Annotated in this window: 14 protein-coding genes and 1 riboswitch; of the genes, 13 read left to right on the plus strand and 1 reads right to left on the minus strand. The window is 68.9% G+C overall.

Annotation, left to right across the window (positions count from 1 at the left end; genetic code table 11):
- Positions 1 to 36 precede the first annotated feature (36 nt).
- Positions 37 to 261: riboswitch (cobalamin riboswitch) on the plus strand.
- A gap of 184 nt (positions 262 to 445) precedes the next feature.
- The 6 genes from cobW to cobJ are packed head-to-tail and all read left to right on the plus strand — an operon-like array spanning position 446 to position 8,037.
- A complete protein-coding gene (gene cobW / locus HHL27_RS18800; protein WP_169494933.1) occupies positions 446 to 1,483 on the plus strand; it encodes a cobalamin biosynthesis protein CobW in 1,038 nt (345 codons plus the stop codon).
- 9 nt (positions 1,484 to 1,492) lie between these two features.
- A complete protein-coding gene (cobN, locus tag HHL27_RS18805) occupies positions 1,493 to 4,774 on the plus strand; it encodes a cobaltochelatase subunit CobN (protein WP_169494934.1) in 3,282 nt (1,093 codons plus the stop codon).
- Positions 4,771 to 5,901, plus strand: coding sequence for a cobalamin biosynthesis protein CobG (locus HHL27_RS18810; protein ID WP_169494935.1), 1,131 nt, complete (start codon positions 4,771 to 4,773; stop codon positions 5,899 to 5,901). The genes cobN and HHL27_RS18810 overlap by 4 nt, the downstream gene beginning before the upstream one ends.
- Positions 5,901 to 6,530 (plus strand): precorrin-8X methylmutase, encoded by a 630-nt coding sequence (locus tag HHL27_RS18815; protein ID WP_169494936.1) that lies wholly within the window; start codon positions 5,901 to 5,903, stop codon positions 6,528 to 6,530. Before HHL27_RS18810 ends, HHL27_RS18815 begins: the two co-directional genes overlap by 1 nt.
- A complete protein-coding gene (gene cobI, locus HHL27_RS18820) occupies positions 6,527 to 7,264 on the plus strand; it encodes a precorrin-2 C(20)-methyltransferase (protein ID WP_169494937.1) in 738 nt (245 codons plus the stop codon). Before HHL27_RS18815 ends, cobI begins: the two co-directional genes overlap by 4 nt.
- Positions 7,265 to 7,272: 8 nt before the next feature.
- Positions 7,273 to 8,037 (plus strand): precorrin-3B C(17)-methyltransferase, encoded by a 765-nt coding sequence (cobJ, locus tag HHL27_RS18825; RefSeq protein WP_169494938.1) that lies wholly within the window; start codon positions 7,273 to 7,275, stop codon positions 8,035 to 8,037.
- On the opposite strand, the gene HHL27_RS18830 is transcribed toward cobJ, so the two are convergent.
- The gene (locus tag HHL27_RS18830) at positions 8,001 to 8,762 is read right to left on the minus strand and encodes a cobalt-precorrin-6A reductase (RefSeq protein WP_169494939.1); all 762 of its coding nucleotides are present in this window, start codon (positions 8,760 to 8,762) and stop codon (positions 8,001 to 8,003) included. The genes cobJ and HHL27_RS18830 overlap by 37 nt on opposite strands.
- Between HHL27_RS18830 and cbiE the strand changes: the two genes are divergently transcribed.
- Genes cbiE through bluB form a run of 7 tightly spaced genes read left to right on the plus strand, consistent with a single transcriptional unit; the run spans position 8,761 to position 14,459 of the window.
- On the plus strand, positions 8,761 to 9,969 hold the full coding sequence (gene cbiE, locus HHL27_RS18835) for a precorrin-6y C5,15-methyltransferase (decarboxylating) subunit CbiE (protein WP_169494940.1): 1,209 nt from the start codon (positions 8,761 to 8,763) through the stop codon (positions 9,967 to 9,969). The two genes, HHL27_RS18830 and cbiE, sit on opposite strands and share 2 nt — an antisense overlap.
- On the plus strand, positions 9,966 to 10,328 hold the full coding sequence (locus tag HHL27_RS18840) for a cobalamin biosynthesis protein (protein ID WP_169494941.1): 363 nt from the start codon (positions 9,966 to 9,968) through the stop codon (positions 10,326 to 10,328). The genes cbiE and HHL27_RS18840 overlap by 4 nt, the downstream gene beginning before the upstream one ends.
- Complete coding sequence (gene cobM / locus HHL27_RS18845) at positions 10,328 to 11,113, plus strand: precorrin-4 C(11)-methyltransferase (protein ID WP_169494942.1); 786 nt, start codon at positions 10,328 to 10,330, stop codon at positions 11,111 to 11,113. The genes HHL27_RS18840 and cobM overlap by 1 nt, the downstream gene beginning before the upstream one ends.
- Positions 11,110 to 12,435 (plus strand): cobyrinic acid a,c-diamide synthase CobB, encoded by a 1,326-nt coding sequence (locus HHL27_RS18850; RefSeq protein ID WP_169494943.1) that lies wholly within the window; start codon positions 11,110 to 11,112, stop codon positions 12,433 to 12,435. The genes cobM and HHL27_RS18850 overlap by 4 nt, the downstream gene beginning before the upstream one ends.
- Positions 12,432 to 13,199 (plus strand): precorrin-6A synthase (deacetylating), encoded by a 768-nt coding sequence (gene cobF / locus HHL27_RS18855; protein ID WP_169494944.1) that lies wholly within the window; start codon positions 12,432 to 12,434, stop codon positions 13,197 to 13,199. Before HHL27_RS18850 ends, cobF begins: the two co-directional genes overlap by 4 nt.
- A complete protein-coding gene (gene cobO / locus HHL27_RS18860; RefSeq protein ID WP_240960026.1) occupies positions 13,186 to 13,815 on the plus strand; it encodes a cob(I)yrinic acid a,c-diamide adenosyltransferase in 630 nt (209 codons plus the stop codon). Before cobF ends, cobO begins: the two co-directional genes overlap by 14 nt.
- Complete coding sequence (gene bluB, locus HHL27_RS18865; protein ID WP_169494945.1) at positions 13,812 to 14,459, plus strand: 5,6-dimethylbenzimidazole synthase; 648 nt, start codon at positions 13,812 to 13,814, stop codon at positions 14,457 to 14,459. Before cobO ends, bluB begins: the two co-directional genes overlap by 4 nt.
- Positions 14,460 to 14,480 lie beyond the last annotated feature (21 nt).

The raw sequence follows: 14,480 nt of genomic DNA on the forward strand, positions 1-14,480 counted from the left end.
GCTAGGTCGCCGCACGAAGGTCTGGCCTCGGTTCGGCCTTCACATGATCGCGCCGGTGCCCGGAAACGGGCTTAATCGGGAATGCGGTGCGGGAAGCATGTCTTCCCAAATCCGCGGCTGTCCCTGCAACTGTAAGCGGATAGCGCGATGCACTGGCCCCTTCGAGGGGCAGCCACTGGACGGCGCAAGCGCCGTGTTGGGAAGGCGTGCATCAAGCTGTGACCCGCGAGCCAGGAGACCTGCCGGCGCACCGGTCGCTCTTGCCTTGGTCCAGGGGATGGTCACGGCACGGTAACTCTCCGTCTGAGCGACGAAGCTGTGTGGCTGGGGCTGCACGGGTCGCGTGGTCACGGACGCAACGTCGCGCCCGCCCGTCGTCGCGCGCCGACCGGACTTGTCCGGCAAGCCCCGCCCGGTCTCGCTCTGGCGCGCGGGAGAGTTGCACGTGTCCGACCTTTCGAAGGTGCCCGTCACCATCGTCACCGGCTTTCTTGGCGCGGGGAAGACCACGCTCATCAGCCACCTGATCCGCAATGCCGGTGGCCGCCGGCTGGCGGTTGTGGTCAACGAATTCGGCACGCTGGGCGTCGACGGCGACATTCTTCAATCTTGCGCCATTCCCGATTGCCCGGCGGGAAACATCGTGGAACTGGCCAATGGCTGCATCTGCTGCACCGTGGCGGACGACTTCATCCCGACGGTCGAGAAGCTGCTCGCACTCACCCCTCGGCCCGACCACATCCTGATCGAGACCTCGGGCCTTGCGCTTCCCAAACCACTGCTGAAAGCGTTTGACTGGCCCGCGATCCGCAGCCGGATCACCGTCGATGGGGTGCTGGCGCTGGCCGATGCCGAAGCCGTTGCGGCCGGGCGCTTCGCACCCGACGTGGCGGCGCTCGACGCGCAGCGCGCCGCCGATCCCGGCATCGACCACGAAACGCCCTTGTCCGAAGTGTTCGAGGACCAGCTGGCCTGCGCCGACATGGTGCTGCTGACCAAGGTCGACCTTGCCGGAGCCGATGGCGTGGCCACCGCACGGGCGGTGATCGCGGCTGAATCCCCTCGCCCTGTGCCGGTGATCGAACTCGTCGATGGCGCCGTCGATCCGCGCGTGATCCTGGGGCTCGACGCCGCGGCCGAAGACGACATCGCGGCACGTCCTTCGCACCATGACGGCGAAGACGATCACGAGCACGACGATTTCGACAGCACCGTGGTGACGCTGGGTGAAATTGCCGATCCCGCCGCTCTGGTCGCAAGGATCGAGACACTGGCGCGCGATCACCGGATCCTGCGCGTCAAGGGATATGCCGCCGTGACCGGCAAGCCGATGCGGCTGCTGGTGCAGGCGGTGGGATCGCGCGTGCGCCATCACTACGACCGACCATGGCGCGCAGGGGAAACCCGCCATACCACGCTGGTCGCCATTGCCGAGCGCGAGCACGTGGATGCGCCTGCGATCAAGGCGGTTCTCGCCGGCTGAGCCAGCGCGATGCACGTCATCTTCCGCGAAACGCACGGGATGGAGGAAACCGCCGTCCCGCAGGATCTGGGGCAGACGCCTGCGGATCTCGTGGTGCTGTCGTTTTCCGACAGCGACCTTGGCGCGTTCGCAGGCGGCTGGCACCAGGCGAGACTGGCAAACCCGGTGTTTCCGTCGCTGCGCCTCGCCAATCTGGCCGCGCTGATGCACCCCCTTTCCGTCGATACGTATATCGAACGCACACTGAGCGGGGCGCGGGCGATCCTGATCCGGCTGATCGGTGGTACGCCCTATTGGAGCTATGGGCTGCAACAGGTGGCGTCGCTGGCGCGCTCGCGCGGGATCGCGCTGGCGGTGTTGTCCGGCGATGGGCGGCCGGATCACAGGCTGGACGAAGTCTCGACGGTTCCCCCCGCCGTGCTGCGCACGCTTGGCCAGCTTTGCGATTCCGGTGGAGCGGATGCGGCGCGCGCGGCGCTGGGCGAGCTGGCACGCGTGGCCAAGCTGGTCACGGCCACCGAAACCCCGAACGCGGCGCTGCCCATGGCCGGCGGCTGGCACCCGCTCCATGGCCTGTGCGATCCGCTGGCGCTGATCCCCGATGCAACGCGCCCGCTGGTGCTGATCGTGTTCTACAGGTCCTATCTTGCGGCACACGATCTCGACCCGTTCGAGGCGCTGCACCGAGCGTTCGAGGCGGCGGGCTTTGCCACGCTGTCGCTGTACGTCACGTCGCTGAAGGAGCCGCAATCGCGCGCGCAAGTCGATCGCTGGGTGCGGCGGCTGGCCCCCGCCGCGATCGTCAATGCGACCGCCTTTTCCGCGCGGGACGATCAGGGCGACAGCCCGCTGGATGGCGCTGGCGTGCCCGTGTTCCAATTGGCGCTGGCCACCGGAGCGCGTGAAGCGTGGGCGAATGCCGCGCGCGGGCTGTCGCCCGCCGATCTGGCGATGCACGTGGTCCTGCCGGAGATCGATGGCCGGGTGTTCGCTGGCGTGGCCAGCTTCAAGGAAGCCGATGTACCAGACCCCGCGCTGGAATTTGCCCAGAACCGGCACCGCGCCGACCCGGATCGCATCGCGGCCATCGCGGCGCGCGTGGCGGGCGCAATCGCGCTGGCAAGGAAGACGGCCGGCGAACGCGGTGTAGCGCTGGTCCTTTCGACGTATCCGGGCAAGGCGCACCAGATGGCGCACGCGGTGGGGCTGGATGCGCTCGCCTCGGCCGAGGCGATCCTCCATGATCTTGCCGATGCGGGCTATGCGACGGGCGCCATTCCCGATCTGGCGACCGCGCTGGGGCAGGAAACCCTGCACTGGCCGCTGGCGGCGTATCGGGCGGCGTTGGCCGCACTTCCCGCGCCCTTGCGCGCCGCGCTGGCCGAGACCTGGGGCGATCCGGAAAGCGACCCCGCCGTGGTGAATGGCGCGTTCCGTTTTAGCGCCGTGACAACGGGCCAAGCACTGGTGGCGTTGCAACCCGAACGCGGCAATCTGGCCGACCGGGACGAGGCCTATCACGACACGACACGATGCCCTCGCCATGCTTACGTAGCGTTCTATCTCTGGCTGCGCGGACTGGGGATCGATGCGCTGGTCCACGTCGGCGCGCACGGCACGCTGGAATGGCTGCCGGGCAAATCGGTGGCCCTGTCGGACGCCTGCTGGCCCGAAGCGCTGGTTGGCGCCCTGCCCGTGATCTACCCGTTCATCGTCAACGATCCGGGCGAAGCCGCGCAAGCCAAGCGCCGCATCGGCGCGGTCACGCTGGGCCATGTCCCGCCACCGCTGGCACCAACCCGGCATGGCGCCGGGCTGGAACGGATCGAGACGCTGCTCGACGAGTTCTCCAACGCCGACGGGCTTGATCCTGCCCGCCGCGATCGCCTGCAAAGTGCCATCCGCGCCGAGGCACAGGCGCTGGGGCTGGAGGCGGAACTGGGCCTCGACGCCGCGACCACACTGGGTGAGGCGATCACGCGCATCGACCGCTTCGTGTGCGACGTGAAGGAGAGCCAGTTTGGCGACGGCCTGCATGTGTACGGCCGAGGCGAACAGGGCGCGTCCGAGCGAGCGGGGCTTCTCGCGGCGCTGGCGGGACGGCGCGTGCCGGCCGGACCTTCGGGGTCCCCCTATCGCGGGCGCAGCGACGTGCTGCCCACGGGGCGCAACCTTTACACCATCGATCCGCGCGCGGTGCCATCGCGCGCCGCCCATGCGCAGGGCGTGACGCTGGCCGAGGAACTGCTGCGCCGGCACTTGCAGGATCACGGCGACTACCCTCGCGGTCTGGTCGTAGACCTGTGGGGTTCAGCCACGATGCGTACGGCGGGCGAGGAATTCGCCATGGCCTTGCATCTGCTGGGCGCGAAGCCGCTGTGGGATCCGGCGTCCGAGCGCGTGACCGGGATCGAGATCCTGCCGCTTGCCCTGCTCGACCGACCACGCATCGACGTGACGCTGCGCGTGTCGGGGCTGTTTCGCGATGCCTTCCCTTCGTTGCCCATGCTGTTCGGGCAAGCGGTGCGCGCGCTGTGCGAACGCGACGAAGAGCCGGAATGGAACCCCTTTGCCAATACACAGGCAACCCCGCGCGTCTATGGCCCGCAGCCCGGTCGCTATGGTCTGGACATGGGGTCGGCGGCGGAAACCTATACCGACGCGGCACGCCGCGCGGCAGGTGAAGCCTGGCTGGCGGCGTCGGGCCATGCACTCGACACCGCCGATGCGCAGGCGGACAGCCGGGGTCTGCGCGAACGGGTGGCCGGGGCCGATGCCTTCGTCCATTTGCAGGACCTTGCCGAAACAGACCTGTTGCTGGCGGCAGACTATGCCGCGCACGAGGCGGGCTTTGCCGCTGCGCAGGCCGTCACCGGCGGCAAAGCGGCGCTCTATCACCTCGACAGCCGCAACCCCGAACGCCCGGTCACGCGCGCGCTGGCCGAGGAAATCGCGCGCGTGGTGCGCGCCCGCGCCGCCCATCCGGGATGGATCACCGGGATGATGCGCCACGGCTTTCGCGGCGGGGCGGAGCTGGCCGCAGCGCTGGATCATCTGGGTGCATATGCGCATCTTTCCGGCAGCGTGCCGCCGCAACTGTTCGACCTCTATCACGAGGCCACGCTGGGGCAGAGCGAGGTGCGCGCCTTTCTGGAACAGGAAAACCCCCAGGCGCTGGCAGCCATGGAAGCGCGCTTTGCCGCACTCCATGCCGCCGGACTTTGGCCTACACGGCGAAATTCGATCCTCGCCACCCTGCGCCTGTCGTCCGCGCCGGAATCCGAGGCATGAGCGGCTTTGCGATCAAGGGCTGGTGCCCCGATGCGTGGCGTCCGATGGAAACGGGCGACGGCCTGCTGGTGCGGATCAAACCACGCCTTGCGCGCCTGCCCCGTGAGCAGGCACGGGCCCTGTGCGCGCTGGCCGACCGCTTCGGCAACGGCATCATCGACGTCACGCGTCGCGCCAATCTCCAGATCCGCGGTGTCAACGAAACCGGCTGGCGCGATCTGGTGCGTGAACTGGTCGAGCTGGGGTTGGTGGATGCCGATCGCCGCATCGAAACCCTGAGAAACCTGCTGGTGGCGCCCGATTGGGCGCAGGGCGACGACAGCCACCGTATCGCCTGCGAGCTGCTGGCGCGGCTGGGCCAGTTGCCGGACCTTCCCGGCAAAGTCGGTTTCGTGGTCGACGCCGGTGCCGCGCCCGTCCTGCTGGACGAACCGGGCGACTTCCGCGTCGAACGCGGTGCGACCGGCGGCTTGATCCTGCGCGCCGCCGGGCGGTCCACGGGCGTTGAGCTCGCCGCAGGCAACGAAGCAGGAATGCTGGTCGCGCTCGCACACTGGTTCCATGACAGCGGCGGTGCGCTGGCAGGCCGCATGGCTCGCCACGATGCGCCCTTGCCGGATTGGGCGACAGGAGCGGTGCCGCCTGCACCGCCCGTTGCTCCGATGGCACCGGGCAGCACGCCGCAAGGCACAGCGCATGGCGCGCCGTTCGGGCAAGCGGAAGCGGCCGTGCTGGCCCGCGCCCTTGCCGATCCTGCTATCAAGGGCCTGCGGATCACGCCATGGCGCGTGTTGCTTTTCGAAGGGGCGCAGAGCGGTGCCATCCCCGGCCTGATCGCCAGTGCCACCGACCCACTGTTGCGCGCCTATGCCTGCCCCGGCGCCCCGTTTTGCCCGCAAGCGAGCGTGGCCACGCGCGATCTGGCGCGGCAGCTGGCCCCCGCCATTTCGGGCAACCTGCACGTTTCCGGCTGCGCCAAGGGCTGTGCCTGCCCGCACGCCGCCGCCGTCGTCCTGACCGGCCGCGATGGCCGGTTCGACCTTGCACACAACGGCCGCGCCGGATCGCCCGCCGACCTGACCGATCTCAGCCCCGCAGCGGTCCTCGCGCATTTTGGAGTCGCCTGATGCCCCATGCCTATGAAACCTGTGGCGCGGCGATCTATCGCCAGTCCTTCGCCACGATCCGCGCCGAGGCTGATCTGGCGCGCTTTTCCGCCGAGGAAGAACCGGTGGCCGTGCGCATGATCCATGCCGCCGGGATTGTGGACCTCGCCCGGCATATCCGTTTGACGCCCTGCTTTGCCGATGCGGCCCGCGGCGCGCTGGCGGCAGGCGCACCCATCCTGTGCGATGCGCGGATGGTCTCCGAAGGGATCACCCGCCCGCGCCTGCCCGCCGACAACGCAGTGCTGTGCACCCTGCACGATCCGCAAGTGCCCGATCTGGCGCGCGCCATGGCCAACACCCGATCGGCCGCCGCGCTGGAACTGTGGCGGCCCCATCTGGCGGGCGCCGTTGTCGCCATCGGCAATGCCCCCACCGCCCTGTTCCACCTGCTGAACATGCTGGAGGATCCGGACTGCCCGCGCCCGGCCGCGATCATCGGCTGTCCTGTCGGCTTCGTGGGCGCGGTGGAATCCAAGGCCGCGTTGTGGGACGCGCAGCCCGTGCCCTGCTGCATCGTGGAGGGGCGCCTCGGCGGCAGCGCCATCGCCGTGGCGGCAGTCAACGCCCTTGCGAGCCGCGCGGAATGAGCACCGCCCTCACCGCAGGCACGATCCACGGCGTCGGCCTTGGCCCCGGCGCGCCCGACCTGCTGAGCGTGCGCGCCGACCGATTGGTGCGCGGCACCCGTCACATCGCCTATTTCCGCAAGGCAGGGCGCCCCGGACAGGCACGGCGCATTGCCGAGGGCATGTTGCGCGAAGACGCCGTCGAGATTGCGATGGAATACCCGGTGACGACCGAGATTCCAGTCTCCGACCCACGCTACAACGCCTGTCTTTCGGCATTCTATGCCGAGTGCACCGAGCGGCTGAACGCGCTGGCCCGCGCGGGCGAGGATGTGGTGGTGCTGTGTGAAGGCGATCCGTTCTTCTACGGCTCGTTCATGCATCTCCATTCGCGGCTTGCCGGCCTGACGCCGGTCGAGGTCGTGCCCGGAATCACCGGCATGGCAGGCGCGTGGAACGCCACGGGACTGCCGATCACCTGGGGGGACGACGTGCTGACTGTGGCCATGGCCACCCTGCCCGAAGAGGAACTGACCCGGCGCATCCGCGATACCGATGCGCTGGTGGTAATGAAGATCGGCCGCAACCTGCCCAAGCTGCGTCGCGCGGTCAAAGCCGCCGGACGTGAGCAAGCAGCATGGCTGGTCGAATACGCCGCCATGCCTGCGCAACGCGTCACGCCGCTGGCAGAAGCGACCGACGTGACCCCCTATTTCTCGATCCTGCTGATCCATGGCCAGGGGCGCAGACCGTGAGAGTGCCGATGCCAACCGGCTGGCTGGCCGTCGCCGGACTGGGGCCGGGCGATGAGGCACTTGTCACGCCCGAAGTGCGTGCTGCGCTGGCCGAAGCGACCGACGTGATCGGCTATATCCCCTATGTCGCGCGGATTGCCCCGCGCGAAGGGCTGGTGCTGCATTCTTCCGACAATCGCGTGGAGCTGGATCGGGCGAAACTTGCCCTGAACCTTGCTGCGCAGGGTCGCAAAGTGGTGGTCGTCTCGTCGGGCGATCCCGGCGTCTTTGCCATGGCCGCTGCCGTGTTCGAAGCCTTGGAAGCGGGCGCGGGCGCATGGCAGGACATCGACATCCGCGTTCTGCCGGGCATCACCGCAATGCTGGCGGCCAGCGCCCGCGCCGGCGCGCCGCTCGGCCATGATTTCTGCGCGATCAACCTGTCGGACAACCTGAAGCCATGGTCGCTGATCGAAAAGCGCCTGCGGCTGGCGGCCGAAGCCGATTTTGCCATGGCGTTCTACAACCCGCGCTCCAAATCGCGACCCCAAGGCTTCGCCCGCGCACTGGCGGTCTTGCAGGAAGCCTGCGGCGATGACCGCCCGGTGCTGTTCGCGCGCGCGGTGTCCACGGCGGACGAAGTGCTGCGCATCATGCCGCTCGACAAGGCCCAGCCCGACATGGCCGACATGCGCACGATGGTGATCGTAGGGTCCAGCCAGACGCGGATCATCGAACGCCCCGCTGGCCCCGTGCTCTATACCCCGCGTTCCGTGCCGGAAATGGTGGCGTGACCCAGCCAGGCGAGCACATCTTCCGGCCGATGCACTTCGAGCCGTTCGGGCACGGCCGGACGGTCGATCATCAGCACGGGCAAACCCAGTTCGCGCGCGGCGATCAGCTTTGCCTCCGCGCCCGTGCCACCAGCGTTCTTGCTGACGACCAGATCGATGCCGTGATCCTGCAACAGCGCACGGTCCCCGGCGACGGTGAACGGCCCGCGATCGACCACGAGGCCATGATCGTGCAGCCGCGGCGGCTCGTCGGGCGCATCGACGAAGCGCAGCAGGTAATGGTGCTGCGGCTGCGCGGCGAAGGCTTCCACATGCATCCGTCCCAGCGCCAGCAAGACGCGGCGGGCCGGACCCGCCAGCGCGGCGACGGCGGCAGCGATGTCGGCCACGTGGTGCCACCTATCGCCGCCCACCGGCTGCCAGGCGGGCCGGGTCAGCGCGATGTGCGGCACGCCCGCCTCTCGTGCGGCGGCCACGGCGTTGGCACTCATCGTCGCGGCGAAAGGATGGGTGGCGTCCACCAGGTGCGTGACACCCGTTTCGCGCAGATGATCCGCCAAACCTGCCGCGCCGCCGAAGGCGCCGATGCGCACCGGCACCGGCTGGGGGCGCGGGCTTTCAGTGCGTCCGGCATAGCTCAGCGTCGCTGCGATGCCGCACTCGGCGAGCAGGCGCGCCAGCGCGCTGGCTTCGGTGGTGCCGCCCAGCACAAGGACGTTTGGCATGGCTGATCGGGATCCCGCTGGCTGGTTGACGATCATCGGCGTCGGCGAAGATGGTTTCGATGGCCTGTCCGCCGCCAGCCGCGCGGCGCTGGCCGGGGCCGAACTGGTGATGGGGCCGCCGCGCCACCTGTCGTTGCTGCACGCGCTTACCTGCCCGGCCATCGCATGGCCAGTGCCTTTCACAGATGGCGTGACGCGCCTGCTGGAGCATCGCGGGCGCCGCGTGGTCATGCTGGCGTCGGGCGATCCCTTCTGGTTTGGGGCCGGAAGCAGCGTGACCCGCCATCTCGGCCGCGATGAATGGACCGCGCACCCGGCGCCGTCGACGTTCTCGCTGGCCGCAAGCCAGTTGGGATGGGCCGTGCAGGATACCGTCTGCCTCGGCCTGCACGCCACGCCGCTGCAACGCCTGCGCCAGCATCTGGCACCGGGTCGGCAGATCATCGCCCTGCTGCGTGATGGCCATGCGGTGCATGAACTGGCGGCCTATTGTGTCAGCCTGGGCTTCGGGGCTTCCACGCTCCACGTCATGGAGGCGCTGGGCGGTCCTCGGGCACGGCTGCGCAGCGTGGTGGTCGACCAGATGGCGCTCGGCGAGATTGCCCATCCTGTCGCCGTCGGCATCGCCACGGCAGGTGAAGGTCAGGCGGTGTCCACGGCCTCTGGCCTGCCCGACGATCTGTTCGCGTCCGATGGCCAGATCACCAAGCGGCCGGTGCGTGCGCTGACGTTGTCGGCGCTGGCGCCGCGCGCGGGCGAAACGCTGTGGGACATCGGCGCCGGGTCCGGCTCGATCGGGATCGAATGGCTGCTGTCGCACCCCGCCAACCATGCCATCGCGCTTGAAGCCGATCCGGGGCGGGCTGCCCGCGCGCGGGCCAATGCCGCCGCGCTGGGCGTGGACCGCCTGTGCGTGATCGAAGGCCGCGCCCCGACCGATCTACCCGATGGCCGGGCACCTGATGCGGTGTTCATCGGCGGCGGGCTGTCCCACACTCTGCTGGACGCCCTGTGGCATCGCCTGCCCGCAGGAACCCGGCTGGTCGCCAACGCGGTCACGCTGGAATCCGAAGCCGTGCTGGCCCACTGGCATTGCGCGAAAGGCGGCGCGTTGCTGCGCATCGAACTCGCCGACGCCGCCCCCATCGGCAACCGCCACGGCTGGAAGGCCCGCTATCCGGTGGTGCAGTGGAGTGTGACGCTGTGATGGTCGCCGGCTTCGGTTTCCGTTCCGGTGCGACGCTGGAATCGCTGCGTGCCGCGCTGGCGCTTGCGCAGCAGGGGCTGCCTCCGGTCACCCACCTTGCCACCGCGCAGACCAAGGCAACGACCTTGGCCCCGCTGGCGCGCGTGCTGGGTCTGCCGCTGGCCGAAGTCGCCGCCGATGCGCTGGCCGCAACGCCGACACACACCCACTCCGCCGCCAGCCGCGAGACGCACCACACCGGCAGCGTGGCGGAAGCCGCCGCGCTCGCGGCGGCAGGGCCGGACGCGCGATTGCTGCGCCCCCGCCAGATTTCCCCCGATCGCATGGCGACTTGCGCCATTGCCCAAGGAACCCCTTGATGACCGTCCATTTTATCGGCGCCGGCCCCGGCGCGCCCGATTTGCTGACCCTGCGCGGGCGCGACCTGATCGCAGCAAGCCCCGTCTGCCTTTATGCCGGATCGCTGATCCCGGCTGCGGTGCTGGCCCATTGCCCGCCCGGCGCGCGCATCGTGAACACCGCGCCCATGGCCCTGGACGACATCGTGGCCGAGATCGCCGCTGCCCATGCCACCGGGCAAGACGTCGCGCGGCTGCATTCAGGCGACCTGTCGGTCTGGTCGGCGATGGGCGAACAGTTGCGCCGACTGCGCGCGCTGGACATTCCCTGCACCGTCACGCCCGGCGTCCCCGCCTTCGCCGCCGCCGCCGCCGCGCTCGAAGCGGAACTGACGCTGCCCGAACTCGGCCAGTCGCTGGTCCTCACGCGCACGCCCGGCCGCGCCAGTACGATGCCCCCGCGCGAAAGCCTCGCCAACTTCGCGGTGACCGGCGCGACGCTCGCCATCCACCTGTCGATCCACAATCTGGCCACCGTGGTTGCCGATCTTGCCCCCGCCTATGGTGAGGATTGCCCGGTCGCCGTGGTGTGGCGCGCCAGCTGGCCCGACCAGCGCGTGGTCCGCGCCACGCTGGGCACGGTGGAACAGGCCGTGGCCGGCAGCATGGAGCGCACCGCGCTGATCCTCGTCGGTCGCGTGCTGGCGGCCGAAGGGTTTGCCGAAAGCAGCCTTTATGCCGCCGACTACGACCGGCGCTTCCGCCCGCAGGATGCCACCTCGCGCTTCATCGGCGTCACCGAATGAGCGTTCCCGGCCTGATGATCGCGGCACCCGCGTCGGGCACCGGCAAGACCACGGTCATGCTCGGCCTGCTGCGCGCGCTGACGCAGGATGGCCTTGCCGTGCAACCGTTCAAGAGCGGGCCGGATTACATCGACCCCGCGTTCCACCGCGCCGCCTGCGGACGCGCCTCATTCAACCTTGACAGCTGGGCGATGGAACCGGCGCTGATCGACGCCATCACCACGCAGGCGATAGGCGCTGACATGATCCTGGTCGAAGGCTCCATGGGCCTGTTCGACGGCGTCGCCCAACAAGGCGCTACCGGCAATGGCGCCAGCGCCGACGTTGCCAAGCGCATGGGCTGGCCGGTGGTGCTGGTGCTGAACGCGTCGGGACAGGCGCAGTCCGTCGCCGCCACCGCGCTCGGCTTTCGCAGCTTCGATCCTGCCCTGCGCATTGCCGGCGTGATCCTCAACCGCGTGGCCAGCCCCCGCCACGAAAGCCTGCTGCGCAAGGGGCTTGAGGCAATCGGTATGCCCGTGCTCGGCGCGCTGCCCCGGCGCACCGATCTTGCCCTGCCCGAACGCCATCTCGGGTTGGTGCAGGCGATGGAACACCCCGATCTGGAACGCGCGGTCGTCGATTACGCCACTTTCCTGCGCGCCCATGTCGATCTCGCCGCGCTCCGGGCCGCAGCGCAAGCCATGCCCGCTGCGCCACGCGCCGGACGCCTGCCCGCCCCCCCGGCACAGCGCATCGCGGTCGCGCGCGACGCGGCGTTTTCCTTCCTCTATCCGCACCTTCTGGAAGGCTGGCGGCGTGCTGGCGCGCAGATCACGCCGTTCTCCCCGCTCGCCGATGAAGCACCGGCTGCCGATGCCGATCTCGTGTGGCTTCCGGGCGGCTATCCCGAACTGCACGCCGGAACGATCGCGGCCGCGTCCACCTTCCTTGCCGGCCTGCACCGCCATGCCGAAACGCGGCCCATCCACGGCGAATGCGGCGGATACATGGTGCTGGGCGAAGCGCTGGTGGACAAGGCAGGGACACGCCACCGCATGGCCGGCCTGCTCGGGCTGGAAACCAGTTATGCCCAGCGCCGGATGCACCTTGGCTATCGCCGTGCCGAACTGCTCGCCCCCGTCGCCGGCATTCCGGCGGGCACCTGCCTGCGCGGGCACGAGTTCCATTATTCCACCATCCTCGCGCAGCACGATGCGCCGCTGGCCCGCGTCACCGACGCCAACGGCGATCCGGTGGCCGAAACCGGATCGCGCCGGGGCCGGGTGACCGGAACCTTCTTTCACATGATTGCCCCCTCCGGTCCGGACATGGACGCATGATCGAGCTCCACCTGATCGGCATCGGCACCGGCAACCCCGATCACCTCACCGCGCAGGCAACGCGTGCCATGAACGAGGCGGACCTCATCCTGCTGCCGCGCAAGGGCAGTGCGAAGTCGGACTTTGCAGACCTGCGCCGCACGATCTGCGCGACCGTGTTGACCCGCCCGGTGCGGATCGTCGAATTCGACATGCCCCTGCGTGCCGCCGATGGCGACTATGCACAAGCCGTCAACGTCTGGCACGATGCCATCGCCACCGTCTGGCACGAGCAGATCGCCGCGCACTTGCCCAAGGGCGGGCGGCTTGCGCTGCTGGTCTGGGGCGATCCTTCGCTCTATGACAGCACGCTGCGCATTGCCGAACGGTTGCAAAGTGCCGGGCTGGAGGTGACCGTCAAGGTCGTCGCCGGCATTACCAGCATTCAGGCGCTGACCGCCGCCCATGCCATTCCGCTCAACCCACTGGCCGGCCCCGTCACCATCACCACGGGCCGTACGCTGCGCACACACGGCTGGCCCGTCGATGCCGATACGATCGTGGTCATGCTCGACAGCGGCTGCGCCTTCGACGTGCTTGATCCGCGCGGCATCACGATCTGGTGGGGTGCCTATCTGGGCATGGACCATCAGGCGCTGGAGCATGGGGCGCTGGCAGCAGCTGCCCCGCGCATCGCCGCACGCAGGGCCGCCCTTCGCGCCCGCCACGGCTGGATCATGGATATCTATCTGATGCGAAAGGAACAGGTCGATGGAAGCCACTGACGCACCGATGGCGGCAGAAGCCGCAGATGCGCGCCACGCGGACAAGATGCGCAAGAAGCAGGCCGCGCGCGATACGATCATGGCCAACAAGACGCAGGAAAAGGGCCTGCTGATCGTTCACACCGGCAAGGGCAAGGGCAAGACCAGCGCCGCGCTGGGCATGGTGGTGCGCGCCATCGGCCACGGCATGAAAGTGGGCGTGGTCCAATTCGTGAAAGGCGCGATGCTCACGGGCGAAAGGGCCGTGTTCGAGGCCTTTCCCGACAATGTCGAGTTCAAGCCCATGGGCGAAGGCTTCACCTGGAACACGCAGGACCGTGCGCGCGATATCGCCTCTGCCCGCACCGCCTGGGACGAAGTGAAGCGCATGATCGCGGACCCGGCCTATCACATGGTGCTGGCCGACGAACTGAACATCGTGCTGCGCTATGATTATCTGCCGCTCGACGAAGTGCTCGAAGTCCTGACCACGAAGCCCGAGATGAAGCACGTGATCGTGACTGGCCGGAATGCGCCCGATGCGCTGATGGAGGCCGCCGATCTCGTCACCGAGATGACCATGGTGAAGCACCCGTTCCGATCAGGCGTGAAGGCGCAGGCGGGTATCGAGTTTTGAGCCAGCCCGCTCGCAAGTTCGATGCCGCATTCGCGCAGGCGTTCGAGACGCTGCTGCGCTGGCGGCGCGATGTGCGGCATTTTGCGCCGCAGGCGGTTGCCGAGCAGGACATGGCCGATCTGCTGGCGCTGGCGGCGCTGGCTCCCTCGGTCGGCAATGCCCAGCCATGGCGCTTCGTGCGCGTGCGCACGCCAGCCTTGCGCGAGGCGCTGGCCGCCCATGTCGATGACCAGAACGCGCTGGCCGCACGCGGCTACGCCGACCAGGCACGCCACGATGCCTATCGCGCACTCAAGCTGCACGGCCTGCGCGAAGCGCCCGAGATCTTGGCCGTATTCTGCGATGAACAGGCACGGGCGGGCCACCGCCTCGGCATCGCCACCATGCCCGAAATGCTCCGCTATTCCTGCGTTGCGGCCATCCAGACGCTGTGGCTGGCCGCGCGCATTCGCGGGATCGGCCTCGGCTGGGTCTCGATCCTCGATCCGCAGGTGGTGACCGCCATGCTGGACGTGCCGCCACGGTGGTCGCTGATCGCCCTGCTGTGCATCGGCTATCCCGACCAACCTTCAGAAACCCCCGAACTCGAACAACGCGGCTGGCAATCGCGCGAGCCTCTGGCCGATCGCCTGTTCGAGAGATGACCCTTGCCCGAAGGAGCGTAA

Source organism: Novosphingobium olei, from assembly GCF_012927405.1.
Taxonomy (GTDB): Bacteria; Pseudomonadota; Alphaproteobacteria; order Sphingomonadales; family Sphingomonadaceae; genus Novosphingobium; species Novosphingobium olei.

Coding starts and splice junctions, on each gene's coding strand:
- cobN (WP_169494934.1), top strand. CDS start 1,493: ATGCACGTCATCTTCCGCGAAACGCACGGGATGGAGGAAACCGCCGTC.
- HHL27_RS18810 (WP_169494935.1), top strand. CDS start 4,771: ATGAGCGGCTTTGCGATCAAGGGCTGGTGCCCCGATGCGTGGCGTCCG.
- HHL27_RS18815 (WP_169494936.1), top strand. CDS start 5,901: ATGCCCCATGCCTATGAAACCTGTGGCGCGGCGATCTATCGCCAGTCC.
- cobI (WP_169494937.1), top strand. CDS start 6,527: ATGAGCACCGCCCTCACCGCAGGCACGATCCACGGCGTCGGCCTTGGC.
- cobJ (WP_169494938.1), top strand. CDS start 7,273: ATGCCAACCGGCTGGCTGGCCGTCGCCGGACTGGGGCCGGGCGATGAG.
- cbiE (WP_169494940.1), top strand. CDS start 8,761: ATGGCTGATCGGGATCCCGCTGGCTGGTTGACGATCATCGGCGTCGGC.
- HHL27_RS18830 (WP_169494939.1), bottom strand. CDS start 8,762: ATGCCAAACGTCCTTGTGCTGGGCGGCACCACCGAAGCCAGCGCGCTG.
- cobM (WP_169494942.1), top strand. CDS start 10,328: ATGACCGTCCATTTTATCGGCGCCGGCCCCGGCGCGCCCGATTTGCTG.
- HHL27_RS18850 (WP_169494943.1), top strand. CDS start 11,110: ATGAGCGTTCCCGGCCTGATGATCGCGGCACCCGCGTCGGGCACCGGC.
- cobF (WP_169494944.1), top strand. CDS start 12,432: ATGATCGAGCTCCACCTGATCGGCATCGGCACCGGCAACCCCGATCAC.
- cobO (WP_240960026.1), top strand. CDS start 13,186: ATGGAAGCCACTGACGCACCGATGGCGGCAGAAGCCGCAGATGCGCGC.